Consider the following 18,834-nt stretch of genomic DNA (forward strand, 5'->3'; position numbering starts at 1 on the left):
TGTCGGTGTCAGTGCCCCGTGGGAGGATCGGCAGCGGTACTTCTCACACGCAGTCGAAGGGGAGCGCGCGATGGCGACGAAGCCGCCCAAGGGTGATCCGGTCCAGGACGCGCCGCAGGTCGCGGAGCCGAAGCACGCGGCGGCGGGGCTGCCGGCCATCCGGCACACGCTGCGCGTCGCCCAGCGGCAGATGGGGGTGAAGCGGACCGCGCTCACGCTGCTGCGCGTGAACCAGAAGGACGGCTTCGACTGCCCGGGCTGCGCCTGGCCGGAGCCGGACCACCGGCACGCGGCCGAGTTCTGCGAGAACGGCGCCAAGGCCGTCGCCGAGGAGGCCACGCTGCGCCGGGTCACACCGGAGTTCTTCGCCGCGCACTCCGTCGCCGACCTGTCCGGCCGCAGCGGCTACTGGCTCGGCCAGCAGGGCCGGCTCACCCACCCCGTGTACCTGCCCGAGGACGGCACGCACTACGAACCGGTCTCCTGGGAGCGGGCCTTCGACATCATCGCCGAGGAGATCGCCGCCCTCGGCTCCCCCGACGAGGCCGTCTTCTACACCTCGGGCCGCACCAGCAACGAGGCCGCGTTCCTGTACCAGCTCTTCGCGCGCGAGCTGGGCACGAACAACCTGCCGGACTGCTCGAACATGTGCCACGAGTCGTCCGGGTCGGCGCTCGGCGAGACCATCGGCGTCGGCAAGGGCAGCGTCCTGCTGGAGGACCTCTACCAGGCCGATCTGATCATCGTCGCGGGCCAGAACCCGGGCACGAACCATCCGCGCATGCTCTCCGCGCTGGAGAAGGCCAAGGCGAACGGCGCGAAGGTGATCAGCGTCAACCCGCTGCCCGAGGCGGGCCTGGAGCGCTTCAAGAACCCGCAGACGCCCCAGGGCATGCTCCGGGGCGCCGCCCTGACCGACCTGTTCCTGCAGATCCGCATCGGCGGCGACCAGGCCCTCTTCCGCCTCCTGAACAAGCTGATCCTTCAGACGGAGGGCGCGGTCGACGAGGAGTTCGTCCGCGAGCACACCCACGGCTTCGAGGAGTTCGCGGCGGCCGCGCGGGCCGCCGACTGGGAGGAGACGCTGGCCGCGACCGGCCTCACGCGCGCGGAGATCGAGCGGGCCCTCGGCATGGTCCTGGCCTCCGAGCGGACGATCGTGTGCTGGGCCATGGGCCTCACCCAGCACAAGCACTCGGTGCCGACCATCCGGGAAGTGGTCAACTTCCTGCTGCTGCGCGGCAACATCGGCCGCCCGGGCGCGGGCGTGTGCCCGGTGCGCGGGCACAGCAACGTCCAGGGCGACCGCACCATGGGCATCTTCGAGCGGCCCGCCCCGGCCTTCCTGGACGCCCTGGAGAGGGAGTTCGGGTTCGCGCCCCCGCGCGAGCACGGCCTCGACGTCGTACGGGCCATCCGCGCGCTGCGCGACGGCCGGGCGAAGGTCTTCTTCGCCATGGGCGGCAACTTCGTGTCCGCCTCGCCCGACACCGAGGTCACCGAGGCGGCGATGCGCCGGGCGCGGCTGACCGTGCACGTGTCGACCAAGCTGAACCGCTCGCACGTGGTCACGGGCGCGCGGGCGCTGATCCTGCCCACCCTGGGCCGGACCGAGCGCGATGTGCGGGCCGGCGGCGAGCAGTTCGTGACGGTGGAGGACTCCATGGGCATGGTGCACGCCTCGCGCGGGCGCCTGGCCCCCGCGAGCCCGCACCTGCGCTCCGAGCCGGCCATCGTCTGCGGCCTGGCGCGCCGGGTGCTGGGCGAGCGCAGTGTCGTGCCGTGGGAGGAGTTCGCCGAGGACTACGGGGCGATCCGTGACCGCATCGCGCGCGTGATTCCCGGTTTCGAGGACTTCAACGCGCGCGTGGCCCGGCCCGGCGGCTTCGCGCTGCCGCACGCGCCGCGTGACGAACGGCGTTTCCCGACCGCCACGGGCAAGGCCAACTTCACCGCGGCGCCGGTGGAGTACCCGGCGCTGCCCGAGGGCCGGCTGCTGTTGCAGACCCTGCGCTCGCACGACCAGTACAACACCACGATCTACGGTCTGGACGACCGTTACCGGGGCATCAAGGGCGGGCGCCGGGTGGTGCTGGTGCATCCCGAGGACGCACGCGCGCTCGGGTTCGCCGAGGGGTCGTACGTCGACCTGGTGAGCGAGTGGCGGGACGGGGTGGAGCGGCGGGCGCCCGGCTTCCGGGTCGTGCCGTATCCGACGGCCCGGGGATGCGCGGCGGCGTACTACCCCGAGACGAACGTGCTGGTGCCGCTGGACGCGACCGCCGACACCAGCAACACCCCGGCCAGCAAGTCCGTCGTCGTACGTCTCGAGGCCCACACCGGGGACGCGGGCGGCCGTCTGGAACAATCGGCGGCCGAGTGAGCGTTTGCTCAGCGAGCAGAGTGGACGTACGACGGACGGAGCCGGGCCCCATGGGTGAGCAGCAGCAAGTGAAGTTCCCGCAGCAGGTCATCGACGAGTACGCCACGCTCGGCGTGGATCTTCCCGCCCTGTTCTCGGCCGGGCACCTGGGCACACGCATGGGCGTGCAGATCCTGGAGGCCTCGGCGGACCGGGTGGTCGGAACCATGCCGGTGGAGGGCAACACCCAGCCGTACGGCCTGCTGCACGGGGGCGCCTCCGCGGTGCTGGCGGAGACGCTGGGCTCGGTCGGTTCCATGCTGCACGGGGGCGTCTCGAAGATCGCGGTCGGTGTGGACCTCAACTGCACCCACCACCGCGGGGTCCGCTCGGGCCTGGTGACGGGCGTGGCCACGCCGGTGCACCGGGGCCGGTCGACGGCGACGTACGAGATCGTGATCAGCGACGAGGAGGGCCGCCGGGTCTGCTCGGCCCGCCTGACCTGCCTGCTCCGCGACGCCCGCCCGGGCGACGAGCCCCCGGCCCGGCCCACCGCGAGCTGACCCCGGCCCCCTCCGGAGCGCCGGGACCCCGCGAACCGCCCCGGCCGGGGCCCGGGGAGGGCACGCGCGCGTGGGGCGGCGGACGTGGACCGTACACAACGCGGCCCGGCGGGCGGACGCGCGCGGCGCCCGCCGCCTGGTACGTCCGCCGCCGGCGGCACGCCCTCGCCGCCCTCGTCGCGGCCGCCGCCCCCCTGGAAGGCGGCGGCCCCCGCCGCGCCACCCGGCCGCGACGGCCGGCCCGTCACCGTGACGCGCGCGGCCCAGCCGTACGAAGGACCGTCGCCGGCGACGGAACCCTCAATTCCGTTCCCCACCGGGGCGGGTTCCGCCCGCAAGGTCACGGTGATGAGGCACGTGACGAAATACGGAAAAGCCCCCAGGAATGTCGGACTCCCTTTCCTTGCCGTAACCCTGCGTAATGCGCGCGCAATACAGACGCAGCGCTTCGTCCCGGGCCCGCGCCGCGCGGAGTATCTCTCCGAGGTGCAGGAAGTCGCTTGCGGCAACAGATCACAGTCATCAGCAAAACAGCCGAGACACCTGAATTGATCATGGCCGGTCCAGCGGGTTCTCAGAATGCGGACGGCACGAAACGGCCCGAATTCCTCCTTCCCGCCCACCGAGTACCGCTGTGCATTACGCCGTGTCATAACAAGAGAGTCACAGCCTCGGTCAGACACTCCTCCACGTTCCCCACACACGCTTAGAGTCACCGCCAGTCACCGCGCCTTCGGTTTGTCAATTCAGCGCGGCGCGCGACTCCGCCGCGTCCATGGGGAAGCGGTTGTGCCTGGGGAAAGGACTGATCGTGCGTCAACGTTCGCTTATCGCCGTCACCGCCGCGCTGGCCGCGGGAGCACTCACCCTCACCGCTTGCGGCTCGCGCGACAGCGGCGACAAGGGCTCCGGCTCCGGCACGGACGGCGGCGAGACCGTCGTCATCGGCGTCGACGTCCCGCTGACCGGCGACCTGTCCGCCATGGGCCTCGGCATAAAGAACTCGGCGGACCTCGCCGCCAGGAACGCCAACAAGCAGAACCTCGTCAAGGGCGTCACCTTCAAGATAGAGGCCCTGGACGACCAGGCACAGCCGTCCGCCGGCCAGCAGAACGCCTCCCGGTTCGTCTCCGAGAAGGAGGTCCTCGGCGTCGTCGGCCCGCTGAACAGCTCGGTCGCCGAGTCGATGCAGAAAGTCCTGGACGACGCCCGGCTGGTCCAGGTCTCGCCGGCGAACACCGGCCCGTCCCTGTCCCAGGGGCCGAACTGGCAGACCAAGAAGGAACGCCAGTACAAGGCCTACTTCCGTACCGCGACCACGGACGCGATCCAGGGCCCGTTCGCCGCCCAGTACGTCGTCAACACGGCCAAGAAGAAGAAGGTCTTCGTCATCGACGACAAGAAGACCTACGGCTCCGGCCTCGCCGCCACCTTCACCGCGGAGTTCAAGAAGCTCGGCGGCCAGGTGGTCGGCACCGAGCACATCAACCCCGACACCAAGGACTTCTCCGCGGTCGCCACCAAGGTGAAGAACTCGGGCGCCGAAGTCGTCTACTACGGCGGTGAATACCCGCAGGCCGGACCGCTCAGCAAGCAGATCAAGGCCACCGGCGCCAAGATCCCGCTCGTCGGCGGCGACGGCGTCAAGGACGACACCTACATGAAGCTGGCGGGCGCCGAAAGCACCGGCGACCTCACCACCTCCGTCGGCGCCCCGGTCGAGGACCTGCCCTCCGCCAAGCAGTTCGTCGCCGACTACAAGGCCGCCGGCTACAAGGAGGGCTACTCCGCCTACGGCGGCTACGCCTACGACTCCGCCTGGGCGGTCATCGAAGCCGTGAAGAAGGTCGTCGAGGCCAATGGCGGCAAGCTCCCCTCCGACGCCCGCCAGAAGGTCACCGAGGCCATGCAGAACGTGTCCTTCGACGGTGTGACCGGCAAGGTCTCCTTCGACCAGTACGGCGACGCCACCAACAAGCAGCTGACCGTGTACGCCGTGAAGAACGGTGCCTGGGTTCCCGTCAAGTCCGGTACGTACACCGGCTGATCCCCGCGCCTGAACCACTCGCGAGCCGCGCGGGGCGCTGTTTCCACTGGCGCCCCGCGCGGATCCGCATCCGGCCACATCCCTCGCACTTTCCGAACGCTCGGAGGACATGCGGTGAACGAACTGCCGCAGCAGCTGGTCAACGGCCTGCTACTGGGAGCCATGTACGGGCTGGTCGCCATTGGCTACACCATGGTCTACGGCATCGTCCAGCTCATCAACTTCGCCCACGGCGAGATATTCATGACGGGAGCCTTCGGCGCGCTCACCGTCTGGCTCTGGCTCCCCGGCGGCACCACCATGTGGCTCGCCCTGCCGCTGATGATCATCGGTGCCGTCATCGTCGCGGTCGCCATCGCCGTCGGGGCGGAACGATTCGCCTACCGGCCCCTGCGCAACGCCCCCCGCCTCGCACCCCTCATCACCGCCATCGGCCTCTCCCTCGCCCTCCAGCAGGCGGTATGGGCCTGGTACCCCGAGGCGAAGTCCGCGCGCACCTTCCCGCAGATCTCCGGCGGCCCCTTCGAGATCGGCAACGTCACCATCCAGACCGGCGACATCTTCCTCGTCGCGGCGGCCCCCCTCTCCATGGCGGTCCTCGGCTACTTCGTGCTGAAGACCCGCACCGGCCGCGGCATGCAGGCCACCGCCCAGGACCCGGACACCGCCAAACTGATGGGCGTCAACACCGACCGCATCATCGTGATCGCGTTCGCGCTCGGCGCCGCGTTCGCCGCGGTCGGCGCCGTCGCCTACGGCCTGAAGTACGGCGAGATCAACTTCCGGATGGGCTTCATCCTCGGCCTCAAGGCGTTCACCGCGGCCGTCCTCGGCGGCATCGGCAACATCTACGGAGCCATGATCGGCGGCGTGGTCCTCGGCGTCGCCGAAACCCTGGCCACCGCCTACATCGCCGACATCCCCGGCATGGACAAGTTCGGCAGCCAGTCCTGGGCCGACGTCTGGGCCTTCGTACTCCTCATCCTCGTACTGCTGTTCAGGCCGCAGGGCCTGCTCGGCGAGCGCGTCGCGGACAGGGCGTGAGACCGATGACCACACAGACCACCGCACCCGACACCCCCGGCGCCCGCAAGGCCGACGCCACCGGCGGCCTGCTGCCCCTGCCGGAGAAGGCCGCCCGCGCCCTCGCCCTCGGCGGCAGCGTGCTCACGGCCCTGTCCACCTTCCTCGCCTGGACCTGGACCGCCGACTTCCCCGGCGACCTCACCGTCTACGGCTACCCCGGCGGCCTCCAGGTCCTCGTCCTCGTCGGCGCGCTCCTCGCCACCCTCGTCGCCCTCGCCTCCTACGGCCTCAAGGGCCTGCGCTGGCTGGTGCCCGCCGGAGCGGACCCGGCCCTGCGGCTCGCCACCCTGGCCGTCTTCACCACCAGCTGGTACACCGTCCTCGCGATCAGCGCCGACCTCGGCGGGCTCGTCAACCTCGAACCCGGCGGCTTCCTCGTCGCCCTGGCCAGCCTCGCCGCCCTCGCCGGCGCCCTGTCCCTGCCCTTCCGGCGGCCCGAGCCCGACCCCGCCGACCCCGACGACACCGGCTGGGCGAAGACCAGGCACGGCCTCGCGCACGCGTGGGCGACCACCAAGGCCGTCTTCGCCGCCGACTCCCCCCGGCCCGTGCGCGCGCTGCCCCCGTACGCCGAGATCCTGATCATCGTCGGCGTCCTCGCGCTCGGCCTGACCGTCTTCACCTACGGCATCGGCACCGAGTACGACGAACAGTTCATCGGCTTCCTGATCACCGCGGGCCTCGGCTTCGCCGCCCTCAACAAGGCCGGCCTGATCAGCCACGCCTCCCAGATCACCGCCCGGCACCAGAACATCACCACCTGCGGCGCCTTCGTCGCGGCCGCGCTGTTCCCCTTCACCCAGACCGACGACCAGTACGCCACCCTCGGCGTCTACATCCTGATCTTCGCCACCGTCGCCCTCGGCCTGAACATCGTCGTCGGCCTCGCCGGCCTCCTCGACCTCGGATACGTCGCCTTCCTCGGCGTCGGCGCCTACGCGGCCGCCCTGGTCTCCGGCTCCCCCAGCTCACCGTTCGACGTCCACTTCCCGTTCTGGGCCGCCGTGCTCGTCGGCGCCGCCGCCTCCCTCGTCTTCGGCGTGCTGATCGGCGCCCCGACCCTGCGACTGCGCGGCGACTACCTCGCCATCGTCACCCTCGGCTTCGGCGAGATCTTCCGCATCACCGCCAACAACCTCGACGGCACCTCCGGACCCGACATCACCAACGGCTCCAACGGCGTCTCCTCCATCCCCAACCTCGACGTCCTCGGCTTCGACTTCGGCGCCCAGCACGACCTGGGCGGCTACACCATCGGCCGGTTCGCCAACTACTTCTTCCTGATGCTGGTCATCACCGCGGTCGTGGTGCTGGTCTTCCGCCGCAGCGGCAACTCCCGCATCGGACGCGCCTGGGTGGCCATCCGCGAGGACGAGACCGCCGCGCTCGCCATGGGCATCAACGGCTTCCGGGTCAAGCTCATCGCCTTCGCCGTCGGCGCCTGCCTCGCCGGACTCGCCGGCACCGTCCAGGCCCACGTCACCTACACGGTCACCCCCGAGCAGTACCTCTTCGCCGGCCCCATCCCGCCCAACTCGGCCTTCCTGCTCGCCGCGGTCGTCCTCGGCGGCATGGGCACCATCAGCGGCCCGCTGATCGGCGCCGCCCTGCTCTTCCTCATCCCGAACAAACTCCAGTTCCTCGGCAACTACCAGCTCTTCGCCTTCGGCGTCGCGCTCATCCTGCTGATGCGGTTCCGCCCCGAGGGCCTCATCCCCAACCGGCGCCGCCAGCTCGAATTCCACGAGGACGCCGAAGCACCCACCCTCCTGACGAAGGCGGGGGCCTGACCACCATGACCACCGACACCACCCAGGGCACCGCCCCCGACGCCGCCGTCCCCGGCGCGACCGTCCTCGACGCCCGCGGCGTCACCATGCGCTTCGGCGGCCTGACCGCCGTGCGCGGCGTCGACCTCACCGTGGGCGCCGGCGAGATCGTCGGCCTCATCGGACCCAACGGCGCCGGCAAGACCACCTTCTTCAACTGCCTGACCGGCCTGTACGTCCCCACCGAGGGCGAGGTCCGCTACCGGGGCACCGTCCTGCCGCCCAAGTCCTTCAAGGTCACCGCGGCCGGCATCGCGCGCACCTTCCAGAACATCCGGCTGTTCGCCAACATGACCGTCCTGGAGAACGTGCTCGTCGGCCGGCACACCCGCACCAAAGAGGGCTTCTGGTCCGCCGTACTGCGCGGCCCCGGCTTCCACCGCGCCGAACGGGCCTCCCGCGAGCGGGCCATGGAACTGCTGGACTTCGTCGGCCTCGCCGCCAAGGCCGACCACCTCGCCCGCAACCTGCCCTACGGCGAGCAGCGCAAACTGGAGATCGCGCGCGCCCTGGCCAGCGAACCCGGGCTGCTGCTGCTCGACGAACCGACCGCCGGCATGAACCCGCAGGAGACCCGGACCACCGAGGAACTCGTCTTCGCCATCCGGGACATGGGCATCGCCGTCCTCGTCATCGAGCACGACATGCGCTTCATCTTCAACCTGTGCGACCGGGTGGCCGTCCTCGTGCAGGGCGAGAAGCTGATCGAGGGCGACAGCGCGACCGTCCAGGGCGACGAACGGGTGATCGCGGCCTACCTCGGCGAGCCCATCGAGAACGCGCCCGGCAAGGAGAACGACCGATGACCGCACTGCTCGAGGTCGAGGACCTCCGCGTCGCCTACGGCAAGATCGAGGCCGTCAAGGGCATCTCCTTCACCGTCGAGGCCGGACAGGTGGTCACCCTCATCGGCACCAACGGCGCCGGCAAGACCACCACCCTGCGCACCCTGTCCGGACTGCTCAGGCCGGCCGGCGGACAGATCCGGTTCAACGGCAGATCCCTGAAGAAGATCCCCGCCCACCAGATCGTCTCCCTCGGCCTCGCCCACTCCCCCGAGGGCCGGCACATCTTCCCGCGCATGACCATCGAGGACAATCTGCGCCTCGGCGCGTTCCTGCGGAGCGACAAGCCGGGCATCGAGCAGGACATCCGGCGCGCCTACGACCTCTTCCCCATCCTCGGGGAGCGCCGCAAACAGGCCGCCGGCACCCTCTCGGGCGGCGAGCAGCAGATGCTCGCGATGGGCAGGGCGCTGATGTCCCGGCCGAAGCTGCTGATGCTGGACGAGCCGTCCATGGGCCTGTCGCCGATCATGATGCAGAAGATCATGGCGACGATCGCCGAGCTGAAGGCGCAGGGCACCACGATCCTGCTGGTCGAGCAGAACGCCCAGGCGGCGCTCTCCCTCGCCGACCGGGGTCATGTCATGGAGATCGGCACCATCGTGCTGTCCGGGACCGGCCCGGACCTGCTGCACGACGAGTCGGTACGGAAGGCGTACCTGGGCGAGGACTGACCACCACGGGTACGACGCGAGGCCCGCGCCCCTTCCCCGGGGCGCGGGCCTCGTCGCACACACGCCGGTGCTCAGCCCTTCTTGGCCGCCTTCTTCTCCTCGTTGTCCGCGATGACCGCCTCGGCGACCTGCTGCATCGACATGCGGCGGTCCATGGAGGTCTTCTGGATCCAGCGGAAGGCGGCGGGCTCGGTCAGCCCGTACTCGGTCTGCAGGATGGACTTCGCCCGGTCGACCAGCTTGCGGGTCTCCAGCCGCTGGGTGAGGTCGGCGACCTCCTTCTCCAGCTGCCTCAGCTCGGCGAACCGGGAGACGGCCATCTCGATCGCCGGGACGACGTCGCTCTTGCTGAACGGCTTGACCAGGTAGGCCATGGCACCGGCGTCCCGGGCGCGCTCCACCAGGTCGCGCTGGGAGAAGGCGGTGAGCATCAGGACGGGCGCGATGGACTCCTCGGCGATCTTCTCGGCCGCGGAGATGCCGTCGAGCTTGGGCATCTTCACGTCCAGGATGACCAGGTCCGGCTTGTGCTCGCGGGCCAGCTCGACGGCCTGCTCACCGTCTCCGGCCTCGCCCACGACGGTGTACCCCTCCTCCTGGAGCATCTCCTTCAGGTCGAGCCGGATCAGGGCCTCGTCCTCGGCGATGACGACACGGGTCGTCAGCGGAGGCACGTGCGACTTGTCGTCGTCGGTCACGTCTACGGGCTGGGGCGACTCGGGGGCGGTCACTGAGGCTCCTTGGTCCAGGGCAGGCTGGTACTGCTTCTCAAGAGCCTACCTAGCGGCGGCGGCGTACGATGACCCGGTACACTCTCCGCAGCGCCTGCCGGGTTGGTGGAACGGCATACACGGAGGTCTCAAACACCTCTGCCTGAAAGGGCTTGCGGGTTCGAATCCCGCACCCGGCACTGCTCGAAGCGGAGTCTCACGTTCTCGTGAGACTCCGCTTTTCGCCGTGTGCCGTCACGATCACTCACGCAGAGTGTCCGCATGAACTTCCATGGCACTGACGTACGACAGAAGGCTCTGACGCTCCTTCGAGGCGGCGCGAGGAACGCGGACGTGGCTCGGAAGCTGGGCGTGCCCCAGGGGACGATCAGCTACTGGAAGCATGTCGACCGGGCCCGGCGCGGGGAGTGCCCAGGACGACACGATCCGCCATGCCCGCGGTGCGACGGTCGCCCCCTCGACGGCGCGGCATACAGCTACCTCCTGGGGCTGTATCTCGGTGACGGCCACATCAGCCGTTACTCAGGGCATCGGACACCCAACCTCATGATCACCTGCTCGGACACCTGGACCGGCCTCATGGACGCGTGTGAGCGGGCCATACGGGCCGTGTTCCCCGGAAACTCGGTCTGCCGCGTCCGGAAGAAGGGCAGCCACAACGTGAAGGTCTACTCGATGCACCTGCCCTGTGTTTTCCCCCAGCACGGCCCGGGCAAGAAGCACGAGCGCCCGATCGTCCTCGAACCCTGGCAGCGGACCGTCGTCGACGCCCACCCCTGGGACTTCGTCCGGGGCCCCATCCACTCCGACGGATGCCGTATCACCAACTGGACGACCCGTGTGGTCGCCGGTGAGCGCAAGCGGTACGAGTATCCCCGCTACTTCTTCGCCAACAAGTCGGACGACATCCGGAGGCTCTTCACGGACACGCTCGACCTGGTCGGCGTCGAATGGACCACCCTGGCCCGCGGCGGCGACCCGTTCAGCGTCTCCGTCGCCCGCAAAGCCTCCGTAGCCCTCATGGACACCCACGTAGGCCCCAAGTACTGACAGGCCCCCGCCCGTCACCTCGGGCTGTCGTCCTCGCCGATGTGGTGGACCCGGACCATGTTGGTGGAGCCGGAGACGCCGGGCGGGGAGCCTGCCGTGATCACGACCATGTCGCCCTTCTGGCAGCGGCCGTACTTCAGGAGCAGTTCGTCGACCTGGTCGACCATGGCGTCCGTGGAGTCCACGTGCGGGCCGAGGTACGTCTCGGTGCCCCAGGTGAGGCTGAGCTGGGAGCGGGTGGCCGGCTCGGGCGTGAAGGCGAGCAGCGGGATCGGGGAGCGGTAGCGGGAGAGCCGGCGGGCGGTGTCCCCGGACTGGGTGAACGCGACCAGGAACTTCGCGCCGAGGAAGTCGCCCATGTCGGCGGCGGCCCGGGCGACCGCGCCGCCCTGGGTGCGCGGCTTGTTCCGCTCGGTCAGCGGCGGCAGCCCCTTGGCCAGCATGTCCTCCTCGGCCGCCGCGACGATCTTCGCCATGGTGCGTACGGTCTCGACCGGATACTTGCCGACGCTGGTCTCGCCGGAGAGCATCACCGCGTCCGTGCCGTCCAGGACCGCGTTGGCGACGTCGGATGCCTCGGCGCGGGTGGGCCGGGAGTTCTCGATCATGGAGTCCAGCATCTGGGTGGCGACGATCACCGGCTTGGCGTTGCGCCGGGCGAGCGCGATGGCGCGCTTCTGGACGATCGGCACCTGCTCCAGCGGCATCTCCACGCCGAGGTCGCCGCGCGCGACCATGAGCCCGTCGAAGGCGGCCACGATGCCGTCGAGGTTCCGTACCGCCTGCGGCTTCTCGATCTTGGCGATGACCGGGAGGCGGCGGCCTTCCGCGGCCATGATCCGGTGCACGTCCACGGCGTCGTCGCCGCTGCGGACGAAGGAGAGGGCGACCAGGTCGAAGCCGGTGCGCAGCGCCCAGCGCAGATCGTCCTCGTCCTTCTTGGACAGGGCGGGGACGGAGACGGCCACGCCGGGGAGGTTCAGTCCCTTGTGGTCGGAGACGACACCGCCTTCGATCACCCGGGTGTGCACGCGGGGGCCGTCGACCTCGGTGACCTCCAGGCAGACCTTGCCGTCGTCCACGAGGACGCGTTCGCCGGGGGTGACGTCGGCGGCGAGGCCGGCGTAGGTGGTGCCGCACCGGTGGCGGTCGCCCTCGACGCCGTCCTCGACGGTGATGGTGAAGGTGTCGCCGCGTTCAAGGAGTACCGGTCCTTCGGCGAAGCGGCCGAGCCGGATCTTCGGGCCTTGAAGGTCGGCGAGGATCCCGACGCTGCGGCCGGTCTCGTCGGCCGCCTTGCGAACCCGCCGGTAGCGCTCCTCATGCTCGGCGTGCGTGCCGTGGCTGAGGTTGAACCGGGCGATGTCCATTCCGGCCTCGACCAGTGCCTTGATCCGGTCGTACGAGTCGGTGGCGGGTCCCAGTGTGCAGACGATTTTTGCTCGGCGCATGGGTCGAGCCTATGGCTTACCGGCGGGTAGAGAATTGGCGCCGCATGACTACTCAACGGCCTTTTGGCGAAGGGTTTTTGACAAGTGTTGAAGTGTGCGGACGGTTGCTCCGATGAGCGGACGCGGTGCGGCCCGGGAGGGTGGTGAGCGGGGCCCGCGGGGAACGGGTCACCAGATCGCAACCTTGCGGACCTGTTGCCGTAGGTCATGCCCAGGTCAGAATCTACGCGCGTTGTCCACATCGTCGAGGAGACCGAGAGATGCCGTTGAACCGCCGGAAGTTCCTGAAGAAGTCCGCCGTCACAGGAGCGGGTGTGGCGATCGCCGGCGCGGCGGCGGCCCCGGCGGCCGAGGCGGCGCAGGACCACCGGCCCGGGAAGCCCGGGCACCCCGTGAAGCGGTACTCGCTGACCGTCATGGGCACCACCGACCTGCACGGTCACGTCTTCAACTGGGACTACTTCAAGGACGCGGAGTACTCCGACAAGGCGGGCAACGCGATGGGGCTCGCCCGGATCGCCACCCTGGTGAACCAGGTGCGTCAGGAGAAGGGCCGGCGCAACACCCTGCTGCTGGACGCCGGTGACACCATCCAGGGCACCCCGCTGACCTACTACTACGCCAAGGTCGACCCGATCACCGCCAAGGGCGGGCCGGTCCATCCGATGGCGCGGGCGATGAACGCGATCGGGTACGACGCCGCGGCCCTCGGCAACCACGAGTTCAACTACGGCATCGAGACGCTGCGGAAGTTCGAGGACCAGCTGGACTTCCCGCTGCTCGGCGCCAACGCGGTGGACGCCAAGTCGCTGCGGCCGGCCTTCCCGCCGTACTTCATGAAGACCTTCCACGTGCCCGGTGCCAAGCCGGTCAAGGTCGCCGTCCTGGGTCTGACCAACCCGGGCATCGCGATCTGGGACAAGGCCTACGTCCAGGGGAAGCTGGCGTTCCCGGGGCTGGAGGAGCAGGCCGCGAAGTGGGTGCCGAAGCTGAGGTCGATGGGCGCGGACGTGGTCGTGGTGTCGGCCCACTCGGGCACCTCGGGCACCTCGTCCTACGGCGACCAGGTGCCGTACGTGGAGAACGCGGCGGCCGAGGTGGCCCGGAAGGTGCCGGGTATCGACGCGATCCTGGTCGGTCACGCGCACGTGGAGATCCCGGAGCTGAAGGTCGTCAACGAGGAGACCGGCAAGACCGTCGTGCTCTCGGAGCCGCTGTGCTACGCCGAGCGGCTCACCCTCTTCGACATCGAGCTGGAGTTCCGCAAGGGGTGCTGGGAGGTCGAGTCGGTCTCCGCGTCCCTGCGCGACTCCAGGACCGTCGCCGACGACCCGGAGATCACCAGGCTGCTCGCCGACCAGCACAAGAAGGTCGTCGCGTACGTCAACCAGGTCGTCGGCCGCGCGACCGAGACCCTGACCACGGTCGAGGCCCGCTACAAGGACGCCCCGATCATCGACCTGATCACCAAGGTCCAGGAGGACGTGGTGAAGGCGGCGCTCGCGGGCACCGAGTACGCCTCGCTGCCGGTGCTCGCCCAGGCCTCGCCGTTCTCCCGGACGTCTCAGATCCCGGCCGGCGATGTGACGATCCGGGACCTGTCGAGCCTGTACGTCTACGACAACACGCTGGTCGCCAAGCTGCTGACGGGTGCCCAGCTGCGCGCCTACCTGGAGTACTCGGCGGAGTACTACGTCCAGACGGCCCCCGGCGCCGTGGTCGACGTGGAGAAGCTGACCAACGCCGGCGGGCGTCCGGACTACAACTACGACTATGTGTCGGGTCTGTCGTACGACATCGACATCGCCCAGCCGGCCGGGTCGCGGATCAGGAACCTGACCTTCGGCGGGGCCCCGCTGGACGACGCCCAGCGGTTCGTGCTCGCGGTGAACAACTACCGTGCCAACGGCGGCGGTGCCTTCCCGCACGTCGCCTCCGCCAAGGAGCTGTGGTCGGAGTCGACGGAGATCCGCACCCGGATCGCGGAGTGGGTGACCGCGAAGGGGGTGCTGGACCCGCAGGACTTCGCGTCGGCGGACTGGAAGCTGGTGCGGGGCGGCACGCCGGTGTTCTAGGACTCCTGCGTTCTTCTGGAGTCCCGCGTTCTACAGGTCCAGCAGGGACAGGTCGACGGCGTCGGCGATCGCCTTGGCGCCGGCGTCGCCCACGTGCAGGCCGTCGCCGCTGTCGAACTCGGTGCGGATCCGCTCGGGTTCGGCCGGGTCGGCGACGGCGGCGGCGACGTCCACCACCGCGTCGAAGGGGTGGGTGTCGCCGCGCAGCCAGGCGTTGACCTCGCGCCGTACGGCCTGGCCGGCTTCGGTGTCGTAGCCCTCGTAGACCGTGCCCCGGTACGGGCCGATGGTGGAGGCGAGGGCGGTGAGGCCGGCGGCGCGCAGGCGTTCGGCGAGCGCGGTGAGCCCGGCGATGAGGTCGGCGGCGGTGGGGATGGCGGCCGGTTCGGGGTAGGCGAGCTGGCCGGGGGCGCCGATGTCGTTGAGGCCGATGTGGATCAGGACGTGGCTGACGCCGGGCACGGCGAGGACGTCGCGGTCGACGCGGGCAAGCAGGTGTTCGCCGACCTCGTCGGTGAGCAGCCGGTTGCCGGAGATGCCCTGGCGGACGATCCAGCCCCGGGTGAGGCGGCGGCTGAGCTGGGCCGGGAAGCTGTTGTCGAGGCCGGGTGTGGTGGCCGCGCCCTCGATCCAGGAGTCACCGAAGGCGACGGCGATCCGGGTGCCCTCGGGGGCGCGGACGTCGGCGCCGATGCCGAAGTGGCCGGTGGGCACCTCCTCGGCGTCCCGCAGGCGTTCGGCGGTGAGCTGGTCGCCGGGGGCGGCGTGGCCGATGTCGTAGGGCATCAGCGAGTAGGAGGTCAGGCCGGTGTCACCGGGCAGGTAGAGGGTGACGGTGAGTTCCTGCCCGGCGGTGACGGGCCGTTCGACGGGGTCGCTGACGAGTTCCCCGCCGGCCGGGATCTTGACGGTCGGGGCGCCGTCGAAGGTGAGGGCGGTGCCGGTGGCGGGGGCGATGCCGTGGCCGGTAGTGCGGGTGGCGAGGTGGGCTCCGCCGATCTCGACGGGCTCCTTGCCGTAGCGGTTGCTGACGGTGATCCGTACCGCCTCGCCGCCGCCGGCCAGGCGCAGGGACTGTCTGAGGGTCTGGTCGGCGAAGCCGCGTGGTTCGAGGATGTGGAAGGACTCGTCGGGGCGGATGACGGGGCTGCGGTGGGCGGCGATCCAGGTCGTGGTCATACACGGCACCAACGCCGGGCCCCTGGGGGCTTGTTCCGGTCCGCCGGTCCCGGTGCGGCGGGTCTTTTCGGGTGCCGGCCGGTCAGGGTCCTTCGATCAGCGGGGTGAGCCGCTGGGGCTGCCGGGCGTGTGGCACCCGGTCCGCCGGGTCGAGACCGAAGGAGGTGAAGGCGGTTCGGGCGGGCAGCGGGTAGGTCTCCTTTCCGGTGAGGGAGTTGAGGATGGTGGCGCTGCGCCAGGCGGCGAGGCCGAGGTCGGGTGCGCCGACGCCGTGGGTGTGCAGCTCGGCGTTCTGGACGTAGACCGAGCCGGTGACCGAGGGGTCGAGGACGAGGCGGAACTCCTCGTCCACGCGGGGGCGTTCGCTGCTGTCGCGGCGGATGTAGGGGTCGAGTCCGGCGAGGAGCCGGCCGAGGGGGCGTTCGCGGTAGCCCGTGGCGAGGACGACGGCGTCGGTGGTGAGCCGGGAGCGGGTGCCCTGCTGGAGGTGTTCCAGGTGCAGTTCGATGGTGCTGGTGGCGATCCGGCCGGCGGTGCGGACGCGGACGCCGGGGGTGAGGACGGCGTCGGGCCAGCCGCCGCCGAGGGTGCGCCGGTACAGCTCGTCGTGGATGGCGGCGAGGGTGCCGGCGTCGATGCCCTTGTACAGCTGCCACTGGGCGGCGAGCAGCCGGTCGCGGACGGGTTCGGCGAGCGCGTGGAAGTAGCGGGTGTAGTCGGGGGTGAAGTGTTCCAGGCCCAGCTTGGAGTACTCCATGGGCGCGAACGCTTCGGTGCGGCCGATCCAGTGCAGCCGTTCCCGGCCGGCCGGGCGGTGCCGCAGCAGGTCGAGGAAGACCTCGGCGCCGGACTGTCCGGAGCCGACGACGGTGACGTGTCCGGCGGCGAGGACGGTGTCGCGGTGGTCGAGGTACTCGGCGGCGTGCAGCACGGGCACGCCAGGGGTGTCGACCAGGGGCTGGAGGGCGTCCGGCACGTAGGGGGCGGTGCCGATGCCGAGGACGATGTTGCGGGTGTACGTGCGGCCCAGGGCCTCGGCCTCGCCCTCGGTGCCGAGCTGGGTGAAGTCGACCTCGAAGACGTCCCGTTCGGGGTTCCAGCGGACGGCGTCGACCTGGTGGCGAAAGCGCAGCCCGGGCAGTTGCCGGGCGACCCAGCGGCAGTAGGCGTCGTACTCGGCGCGCTGGATGTGGAAGCGCTCGGCGAAGTAGAAGGGGAAGAGGCGTTCGCGGTTTCTGAGGTAGCTGAGGAAGCTCCAGGGGCTGGTGGGGTCGGCGAGGGTGACGAGGTCGGCGAGGAACGGCACTTGGATGGTGGCGCCCTCGATGAGCAGCCCGGGGTGCCAGTCGAAGCCGGGGCGCTGTTCGTAGAAGACGGCGTCGAGTTCGGCGAGCGGGTGGGCGAGGGCGGCGAGGGAGAGGTTGCAGGGGCCGATGCCGATGCCGACCAGGTCGCGTGGGGAGGTCGGCTCGTGGCGCGGGGGGTGGGTCATCCGGGGGTGCTTCCTTCGACGAGTTCGAGCAGGCGGGCCAGGTCGTCCGGCCGGCTTCGGGGGTTGAGGAAGGTGGCCTTGAGCCAGAGCCGGCCGTCGAGCCGGGCCCGGCCGAGCACGGCCCGGCCTTCGTGCAGGAGTCCGCGGCGGACGGCGGCCACGGTGTCGTCGGCGGCTGCGGCGGGGCGGAACAGGACGGTGCTGATGACGGGCCGGTCGTAGAGCTCGAAGCCGGGGTGCTCGGCGATCAGGGCGGCGAATTCGCGGGCTCGGGCGCAGACCTGGTCGACCAGGGCGCCGAGGCCGTCGCGGCCCAGCGTTCTGAGGGTGACGGCGATCTTCAGGATGTCGGGGCGGCGGGTGGTGCGCGGGGAGCGGCCGAGCAGGTCGGGGAGTCCGGCGGCGGTGTCGTCGGCGGCGTTCAGGTAGTCCGCGCGCTGGTGGAGGGTGGCCAGTTCCTCCGGGCGGGCCACGGCGAGCAGGCCGGCGGCGGCCGGCTGCCAGCCGAGTTTGTGCAGGTCGAGGGTGACGGTGTGGGCGGCGTCGAGCCCGGCGAGCCGGTCGCGGTGCCGGTCGCTGAACAGCAGGCCGCCGCCGTAGGCCGCGTCGATGTGCAGCCGGGCGCCGTGGGCGGCGCACAGGGCGGCGATCTCGGGCAGCGGGTCGATGAGGCCGGCGTCGGTGGTGCCTGCGGTGGCGGCGACCAGCAGGGGGCCGGGGAGCGCGGTGAGGGCTTCGGCGAGGGCGGCCGGGTCCAGGGTGCCGCGGGGTGCCGGGAGGATGACGGGGGCGGGCAGGCCGAGCAGCCAGGCGGCGCGCGGCAGCGAGTGGTGGGCGCCGGCGCAGCAGACGAGGCGCAGGTCGCTGCCGTGCGCCTCGCGGGCGAGCAGCAGGGCGAGGTGGTTGGACTCGGTACCGCCGGTGGTGACGAGGGCGTCGGCGAGGCCGGCCGTGCGGGCGAGGGCGCGGGTGACGGCGGCTTCCAGGGCGGAGGCGGCCGGGGCCTGGTCCCAGGAGTCCAGGGAGGGGTTGAGGGCGCTCGCGGCGAGGTCGGCGGCGGTGGCCACGGCGAGCGGCGGACAGTGCAGATGGGCGGCGCACAGCGGGTCGGCGGGGTCGGCGGCGCCCGCGGCGAGGGCCCGCACGATGTCGTGCAGGGCGCCGGGGTCGCCGGTGTCCGGCAGGGGTTCGCCGAGGGCGGCGGCGACGCGTGCGGTGACGGCGTCGGGGCCGCCGGCGGGCAGCGGGCCGCCGCGCTCGGCGGCACCGGCAGCGAGCGCGTCGAGCACGGTGGCGAGGAGGGGCCGCAGGGCCTCGGGGCCGCCGGGGCCCGAGGCGAGCGGTGGCGTGCTCAGGGCCGCTTCTGCGGTCATGGGCTCTCCTCCGGGGCACGGGAAACGCCGGGCGGGCCTGCCGGGCCCGGGTGGGTGGCGTGTGGGTGGAGTGCCAG

The 18,834-nt window shown here is 70.8% G+C and carries 13 protein-coding genes, 1 tRNA gene and 1 pseudogene; 10 read left to right on the top strand and 5 right to left on the bottom strand.

All coding sequences use genetic code 11. From position 1 onward, the window contains the following. Positions 1-70: 70 nt before the first annotated feature. The 7 genes and pseudogenes from IE251_RS08980 to IE251_RS09010 all read left to right on the top strand — a co-directional run bounded on the left by IE251_RS08980 (position 71) and on the right by IE251_RS09010 (position 9,406). Positions 71-2,383 carry an FdhF/YdeP family oxidoreductase gene (locus IE251_RS08980; RefSeq protein WP_189752369.1) on the top strand — a complete coding sequence of 771 codons (2,313 nt, stop codon included), beginning with the start codon at positions 71-73 and terminating at the stop codon, positions 2,381-2,383. 50 nt (positions 2,384-2,433) lie between these two features. Beyond that, on the top strand, positions 2,434-2,925 hold the full coding sequence (locus IE251_RS08985) for a PaaI family thioesterase (protein ID WP_189752370.1): 492 nt from the start codon (positions 2,434-2,436) through the stop codon (positions 2,923-2,925). An 811-nt stretch (positions 2,926-3,736) separates the two neighbouring features. Continuing rightward, the gene (locus tag IE251_RS08990) at positions 3,737-4,972 is read left to right on the top strand and encodes a branched-chain amino acid ABC transporter substrate-binding protein (RefSeq protein WP_189752371.1); all 1,236 of its coding nucleotides are present in this window, start codon (positions 3,737-3,739) and stop codon (positions 4,970-4,972) included. A gap of 114 nt (positions 4,973-5,086) precedes the next feature. Next, the gene (locus IE251_RS08995) at positions 5,087-6,016 is read left to right on the top strand and encodes a branched-chain amino acid ABC transporter permease (protein ID WP_030783655.1); all 930 of its coding nucleotides are present in this window, start codon (positions 5,087-5,089) and stop codon (positions 6,014-6,016) included. A gap of 5 nt (positions 6,017-6,021) precedes the next feature. Then, the gene (locus IE251_RS09000) at positions 6,022-7,848 is read left to right on the top strand and encodes a branched-chain amino acid ABC transporter permease (RefSeq protein WP_189752372.1); all 1,827 of its coding nucleotides are present in this window, start codon (positions 6,022-6,024) and stop codon (positions 7,846-7,848) included. A 5-nt stretch (positions 7,849-7,853) separates the two neighbouring features. Then, positions 7,854-8,681: pseudogene (locus IE251_RS09005) on the top strand (ABC transporter ATP-binding protein); the annotation flags it as partial. An 8-nt stretch (positions 8,682-8,689) separates the two neighbouring features. Then, the gene (locus IE251_RS09010; protein ID WP_189752373.1) at positions 8,690-9,406 is read left to right on the top strand and encodes an ABC transporter ATP-binding protein; all 717 of its coding nucleotides are present in this window, start codon (positions 8,690-8,692) and stop codon (positions 9,404-9,406) included. 71 nt (positions 9,407-9,477) lie between these two features. Here the strand turns inward: IE251_RS09010 and IE251_RS09015 are convergent, their stop codons facing one another. Beyond that, positions 9,478-10,137, bottom strand: a complete 660-nt coding sequence (locus IE251_RS09015; RefSeq protein ID WP_030783645.1) for an ANTAR domain-containing response regulator — start codon at positions 10,135-10,137, stop codon at positions 9,478-9,480. A 96-nt stretch (positions 10,138-10,233) separates the two neighbouring features. On the opposite strand from IE251_RS09015, the gene IE251_RS09020 reads away from it, so the two are divergent. Then, positions 10,234-10,316, top strand: a tRNA-Leu gene (locus tag IE251_RS09020). Between the two features lie 82 nt (positions 10,317-10,398). Beyond that, positions 10,399-11,187, top strand: a complete 789-nt coding sequence (locus IE251_RS09025) for a helix-turn-helix domain-containing protein (RefSeq protein WP_189752374.1) — start codon at positions 10,399-10,401, stop codon at positions 11,185-11,187. A gap of 14 nt (positions 11,188-11,201) precedes the next feature. Here IE251_RS09025 and pyk read toward each other — a convergent pair whose 3' ends face one another. Further along, positions 11,202-12,638, bottom strand: a complete 1,437-nt coding sequence (gene pyk / locus IE251_RS09030; protein WP_189752375.1) for a pyruvate kinase — start codon at positions 12,636-12,638, stop codon at positions 11,202-11,204. Positions 12,639-12,898: 260 nt separating this feature from the next. Between pyk and IE251_RS09035 the strand changes: the two genes are divergently transcribed. Continuing rightward, complete coding sequence (locus IE251_RS09035; RefSeq protein WP_189752376.1) at positions 12,899-14,713, top strand: bifunctional metallophosphatase/5'-nucleotidase; 1,815 nt, start codon at positions 12,899-12,901, stop codon at positions 14,711-14,713. 30 nt (positions 14,714-14,743) lie between these two features. On the opposite strand, the gene IE251_RS09040 is transcribed toward IE251_RS09035, so the two are convergent. The 3 genes from IE251_RS09040 to IE251_RS09050 form a co-directional block, all read right to left on the bottom strand. Then, positions 14,744-15,892 (bottom strand): GDSL-type esterase/lipase family protein, encoded by a 1,149-nt coding sequence (locus tag IE251_RS09040; RefSeq protein ID WP_189752377.1) that lies wholly within the window; start codon positions 15,890-15,892, stop codon positions 14,744-14,746. An 82-nt stretch (positions 15,893-15,974) separates the two neighbouring features. Then, a complete protein-coding gene (locus IE251_RS09045; RefSeq protein WP_189752378.1) occupies positions 15,975-17,384 on the bottom strand; it encodes a lysine N(6)-hydroxylase/L-ornithine N(5)-oxygenase family protein in 1,410 nt (469 codons plus the stop codon). Next, positions 17,381-18,757: a pyridoxal phosphate-dependent decarboxylase family protein gene (locus IE251_RS09050; protein WP_229896668.1), complete on the bottom strand. Its 1,377-nt coding sequence runs from the start codon at positions 18,755-18,757 to the stop codon at positions 17,381-17,383. The genes IE251_RS09045 and IE251_RS09050 overlap by 4 nt, the downstream gene beginning before the upstream one ends. Positions 18,758-18,834 lie beyond the last annotated feature (77 nt).

It is taken from the genome of Streptomyces eurythermus (assembly GCF_014649115.1).
Classification (GTDB): domain Bacteria; phylum Actinomycetota; class Actinomycetes; order Streptomycetales; family Streptomycetaceae; genus Streptomyces; species Streptomyces eurythermus.